Source organism: Paenibacillus sp. E194, assembly GCF_000935845.1.
Taxonomy (GTDB): domain Bacteria; phylum Bacillota; class Bacilli; order Paenibacillales; family Paenibacillaceae; genus Paenibacillus_B; species Paenibacillus_B alvei_B.
In genome coordinates this window covers 1-5,712 of record NZ_JMDX01000309.1, presented here as the reverse complement: position 1 = coordinate 5,712, position 5,712 = coordinate 1, and the positions used below count along the sequence as shown (strand labels likewise).

Annotated in this window: 7 protein-coding genes; 6 read left to right on the top strand and 1 reads right to left on the bottom strand. The window is 48.4% G+C overall.

Annotation, left to right across the window (positions count from 1 at the left end; genetic code table 11):
- The first annotated feature begins 230 nt into the window (after window positions 1-230).
- The 3 genes from AZ66_RS25990 to AZ66_RS25980 all read left to right on the top strand — a co-directional run bounded on the left by AZ66_RS25990 (window position 231) and on the right by AZ66_RS25980 (window position 3,241).
- On the top strand, window positions 231-1,094 hold the full coding sequence (locus AZ66_RS25990; RefSeq protein WP_044357519.1) for an SMP-30/gluconolactonase/LRE family protein: 864 nt from the start codon (window positions 231-233) through the stop codon (window positions 1,092-1,094).
- Between the two features lie 306 nt (window positions 1,095-1,400).
- Entirely contained in the window at window positions 1,401-2,420 is a 1,020-nt protein-coding gene (locus tag AZ66_RS25985; RefSeq protein ID WP_044357521.1) for a P1 family peptidase, read from the top strand.
- 107 nt (window positions 2,421-2,527) lie between these two features.
- Window positions 2,528-3,241 carry a lysophospholipid acyltransferase family protein gene (locus AZ66_RS25980; protein ID WP_021262384.1) on the top strand — a complete coding sequence of 238 codons (714 nt, stop codon included), beginning with the start codon at window positions 2,528-2,530 and terminating at the stop codon, window positions 3,239-3,241.
- Between the two features lie 62 nt (window positions 3,242-3,303).
- Here the strand turns inward: AZ66_RS25980 and AZ66_RS25975 are convergent, their stop codons facing one another.
- Entirely contained in the window at window positions 3,304-4,257 is a 954-nt protein-coding gene (locus tag AZ66_RS25975) for an L-lactate dehydrogenase (protein WP_021256456.1), read from the bottom strand.
- A 224-nt stretch (window positions 4,258-4,481) separates the two neighbouring features.
- Between AZ66_RS25975 and AZ66_RS25970 the strand changes: the two genes are divergently transcribed.
- From AZ66_RS25970 to AZ66_RS25960, 3 genes are all read left to right on the top strand, one after another.
- Window positions 4,482-4,874, top strand: coding sequence for a metal-sensitive transcriptional regulator (locus tag AZ66_RS25970; RefSeq protein WP_082061741.1), 393 nt, complete (start codon window positions 4,482-4,484; stop codon window positions 4,872-4,874).
- A 45-nt stretch (window positions 4,875-4,919) separates the two neighbouring features.
- A complete protein-coding gene (locus AZ66_RS25965; RefSeq protein ID WP_021256454.1) occupies window positions 4,920-5,120 on the top strand; it encodes a cation transporter in 201 nt (66 codons plus the stop codon).
- Between the two features lie 137 nt (window positions 5,121-5,257).
- The coding region (locus AZ66_RS25960; protein WP_156160087.1) for a copper ion binding protein at window positions 5,258-5,712 on the top strand (455 nt) is incomplete at its 3' end.

The window sequence follows — 5,712 nt, the reverse complement described above, 5'->3', positions numbered from 1 at the left end:
AGATCATGATTAATTAGCGGGAACAGTTGTTGGACAAGTATCATTCATAAATTCATTTATACAAGGTTCCAGAAGTTCGTGTTGAGAGTAATGTAGATTCAGGCTAGGAAGCGGGGATAGAATCGCTGTCATGCTGCAACTGTGATAGCGATTTACTTCTGTTCAGTCCTATCACTTGCAAGATCGTTAACGTTGTAAATGATGTACATGCGAATAGGGAGAGTGAAAGCATGAATCAGACGTTTGATGGATCCGGGATTCAGATGCGAAGCAGTGAGGTATTTACGCCACAGCATGGATTTACACAAGGCATAGAGGGGCCGGCTTGCGATAAGGAAGGCAACTTGTATGCTGTCAATTTTGAACGGCAGGGCACGATTGGCAAGGTAACGCCAGAAGGCGAATGCTCCGTATTCTTGGAGCTGCCTGAGGGATGCATTGGCAATGGTATACGCTTTACTCGCAATGGGGACATGTGCATTGCGGATTATGCAGGGCATCACGTATTCCGCTATTCCTTCGTGACGAAGGAACTGCACGTTCTGGCACATGATCCAACGATGAATCAACCGAACGATATTGCGATCATGGCAAATGATATTGTATTTGCCAGCGATCCGAAGTGGGCCGATGATACAGGGCAAATCTGGCGTATTCGTCCGGATGGAGCAATGACTCTCCTGGAAACAGGGATGGGTACGACCAATGGCATCGAGGTTAGCCCAGATGAACGCTTGCTCTATGTCAATGAATCGGTTCAACGACGGATCTGGGTATATGATCTCCAGGAGGATGGCAGCATCTCGAATAAGCGTCTGTTCCATGAGTTCCCTGATTTTGGATTGGATGGCATGCGATGTGATGTTGACGGCAACCTGTATGTCGCACGCTTCGGCAAAGGAACAGTCGCGGTTCTAGCTCCAGACGGAACCGTGATAGAAGAGATTCGCCTCCATGGAAGCAACTGCACGAATGTAACATTTGGCGGCGAAGACGGCTGTACGGTATACGTCACGATCATGGATCAAGGTAATGTCGAGCGATTCCGAGCGAATCGTCCTGGCCGCTGCCGACGTCTATTCGGACTCGTATAATTAATAATAAGAGGAGCCCTAGCAGCGGGCTCCTCTCTCTTCTTGATGAACGGAATGAGGCCTGGTAATAACTTGTAGATGATAGTTGCGTCTTAGACAGAATTCGTGGATTGTACAGCCTATTATTTCTCGGGAAAGCGCAGAATTAGGCATGAATCGGCATGAATTTACAAAGCTAGACGAGTCACCATCGAGTTACGAGTAGCATTTATGTCGTATGATTCCGCAGCTGGTCGCTTCATGTATCATCGAATCATGAGAACCGGAGATAGACATCTAACAACGATGACAGAAAAGGGTGCGAATATGCAATCTTCCCATTGGAATATCAAACCCGGGGGCAAGCCTGCTCGCTATCCTGGCGCAATCACGGATGTACCGGGCATTGTAGTCGGGCATGCGCATGATAATAAGGCTCATACAGGCTGTACAGTCATTGTAGCTGAACAAGGGGCTGTATGCGGCGTTGATGTCAGGGGTTCAGCGCCTGGCACCCGTGAAACGGAGTTACTGCAGCCAACCGCTCTCGTTCAGCATATTCATGCATTGTGTCTCAGCGGCGGAAGTGCATTTGGACTCGCTGCTGCACAAGGGGTTATGCAGCGCTTGCAGGAGCAGGGTATTGGACTTGATGTCGGCGTTGCCAAGGTGCCAATTGTTCCATCAGCTATTTTATTTGACTTGGCGATAGGCAATCCGACAGTCGTACCAACTGCAGAGATGGGATATGCGGCTGTAGAGAATGCGACATCTGAAGCGGTTGCCGAAGGCAATGTAGGTGCTGGCGCAGGTGCAACGCTTGGTAAGTTCGCGGGAGTAGAACGAGCAATGAAGGGCGGATTTGGTACGGCTTCTGTACAATTGCCAAATGGTCTTGTCATTGGTGCGGCTGTCGCTGTCAATGCGGTTGGCGAAGTGAGACATCCGAAGCATGGTACGGTATTAGCTGGGGCAAGAGCGGATGAGAAGGGACAGTTCATTGATCCGTTGTCTTTCCTAACTCAATTGGCTAATCCCTTCCAAGCGACGATGAAGCCAGGGACAAATACGACAATTGCCGCAATCGCCTGCAATGGAACATTCACAAAGACCGAAATGACGAAAATTGCACAAATGGCGCATAATGGCTTGGCTCGTACCATTTATCCTGTCCATACGATGTATGACGGAGATACAGTGTTCGCGATGACAACAGGCGGAATTGACGCCTCTGTTGATCTGGCGGGCATGTGGGCAGCCGAGGTGCTTGCTTATGCCGTCCATAATGCCATCATTGCAGCGAACTCCGTTGAGGGTGTGCCTTGCTCACAAGAGTGGCTTGATTGATTGGTTTGATAGAACAGCTTGATAGTCTAGCTTGATGTGCAAAACAGGAATGACTTAATAATGGCATCATGCAATCGATACGTTGTAGAAGGGAATTACATCACATCATGAAATTCATACGTACATTGATTTGGTTTATTTATTTTTGGCTTTATTTACTTTTCATTATCCCTGGGATGTGGAAGGCCAATCGACTATACAAGCAAGGTCGGTATGAAGAGCTGGATGCGTACACGGCCCAACAGGTTGGAAGATGGGCACGTTCATTGCTGCGTGTAGCAGGTGCGAAGGTAACGGTTCGTGGATTGGAGCATATCCCAGAAGGCGGAGCCGTCTTTATCTCGAATCATCAAGGGAATTTCGATGTGCCGATCATGCTAGGGCATGTTGGCAAGCCGAAGGCGCTAATGGCCAAGGCAGAGTTGGCGAAGCTGCCGTTCATTCGTGTGTGGATGAAGTACTTGCGCTGCATCTTCGTTGACCGCAGCAACGTACGCCAAGCCATGAACAGTCTGAATGAGGCGGGCAAGCTCGTAGAAAGCGGTCATCCGATCGTCATCTTCCCTGAAGGAACACGAAGCAAGAGTGAACACATAGGTGAGTTCAAAAATGGCGGCTTCCGCGTCGCTACGAAGACAGGGTTCCCAATTGTGCCTATTCGCATATCTGGCTCTTACAAGCTGATGGAGGCGAATGGGAATTGGATCAGTCCTGCTCATGTGGAGGTAACCGTTCTTCCTCCAGTATCGACAGCTGGCCTGTCGAAGGAGGAGGCTGCAGAGCTTCCAGAGCAAGTACGTACAATGATTGTGAATGCGTAATTAGGAAGGCGCACCGTCTACGGACAGTGCGCCTTTCGTTTATTCACAATCAACAATCAACACTATTTCGGGAATACCGAAGATATTGCTTGCTTAAGCACGCCTGCGGAATGATGAAGCTTCTGCATCTCGTCTTCAGACAGGTGAAGCTCGTATACATCGCGGATTCCTTGGCGATTTACGACGGCAGGAACGCCGATATACACATCATCCAGACCATATTGTCCAGTCAGCAAGGCAGATACGGACAGCACAGAGTTCTCATTCTTCAGAATAGCCTTTGTCAAGCGAGCCAAGCCCATTGCGATTCCGTAGTAGGTAGCCCCTTTACGCTCGATGATGTGATAAGCAGCATCGCGTACATTCAGGAAGATATCATCCAATTCTTCCTGTGTCGGCTCTCCATGCGTCTTGCGATAGTGCTCGAGCGGCTGGCCGCCAATGCTGACATTGCTCCACGCAGGGAGCTCAGTGTCTCCATGTTCGCCCATAATGTAGGCATGGACGTTACGCGGATCGACGCCGATTTTTTCGCCGAGCAAATAACGCAGACGTGCGGTATCCAAAATTGTACCGGAGCCGATGACGCGATGAGCAGGCAGACCTGAGTATTTCCAGGTTGCATATGTAAGAACATCGACTGGATTTGTTGCGACCAGGAACAATCCATCAAAGCCGCTCTCCATGACGGAAGTAACGATCGATTTGAAGATGTTCGCATTTTTGCCGATTAGATCAAGACGTGTTTCTCCTGGTGCTTGGTTCGCACCTGCTGTAATAACAACGAGGTCAGCATCCTTGCAATCGCTATAGTCTCCTGCCCATATGCGCATATTGGATGCGAACGGAAGACCGTGATTCAAGTCCATCGCATCTCCTTCTGCTTTTTTGCGGTTAGCGTCGATAATGACTAGCTCAGCGGCCAACCCTTGATTGAACAACGCGAACGCGTAACTGGAGCCAACAAAGCCCGATCCAATCAACGCGACGCGGGACACTTTTGTCATTTGGGTCATAATAAGTGTGCCTCCTCAAAAGTAATAACAATAAGTTCGTCTGTTAGACAATGGGCCTGAAGCCAGACTAACACTTAAATTTTAACCATTTTCCGAAGAAATAACCAACCCTAATTTACCACAGCGAGAAATTCGAGTTAGCTGCTGAAGCAAGCATTCAAAAAAAGGGCTTGCATAGGGTAGGGGGGTATAGTATAGTTAATGCATGAGGTGGTGATACACAAATGTCAAACGAACGTATCGATGAACAAGTCGATGACGTGATGACCGCTGCTTTTGGTACAGAAGATGCTTGCCATGCAAGTGAAGAAGGGTGCGAGCACCACACTCCAGACGGGAATCGGAAGAGTCATCACTCGGATGAGATGAAGAAGAAGCTGGTTCACCGCTTGAATCGCATTGAAGGTCAGGTGCGAGGCGTGAAATCCATGATTGAAAAAGATACGTACTGTGACGATGTGCTGAATCAGATCGCATCCATCCAGTCTGCACTTCATTCAGTTGGCAAATTGCTGCTCGAAGGGCATATGAAGAGTTGTGTCGTTGAGCGATTGCAGGACGGGGAGCCGGAAGTCATTGACGAGCTGCTAACAACGATTCATAAATTACTAAAATAAGAACATGGCCTGTTCCCTTAAGGAATGGACAGAGGAGGAAGTAAGATGGTTAACGAAACATGGACAGTAGAAGGTATGACATGCGGGCACTGCAAGCAAGCAGTAGAACGAGCAGTAGAAGGTACAGGTGCAACTGCACAGGTTGATTTGGCTGCGAAGCAAGTAACCGTATCTTATGATGAGTCCAAAGTAAAGCCGGAACAAATCCGTGAGGCAATTGAGGAGCAAGGCTACGACGTCGTGTAATGATTAGGCGCCGATTCTCATATTATGCTGAATACGCTGATTGATTACTGCAAAGAACACTCCTTCAGAGGAGTTTTCTTTTGGAATCATATATAGGGTATAGGGGTATGTTCGAGAAGGATAAGGAGGACATGACAATGGCAGAAAAGCAAGCAACGTTGCCGATTGAAGGAATGACCTGTGCCGCATGTGCAACACGAATTGAAAAAGGCTTGAATCGTATGGACGGCATCGCAGAAGCATCTGTCAATCTTGCTTCAGAACGAGCGGCTGTGCAATATGACGGTGATGCAGTAACCTTGCAGCAAGTCGTTGATAAGATCGAGCATCTCGGATACAAGGTTCCGGCAGAAACGTTGGATTTACAAATTGAAGGAATGACTTGTGCAGCCTGCTCGACTCGTATTGAGAAGGGGCTTAGCCGTATGCAGGGAGTGCAGACGGCAGCAGTCAATTTAGCAACGGAGACGGCGAAGATCACCTATATTGGTTTAAAGCAAGAAGATATATTGAATAAGATCTCTCAGCTAGGTTATACGGGGCGGCTGAAGAAGGAAGAAGGTGAGGGTGAACAGGAATCGCCAACGCAGCG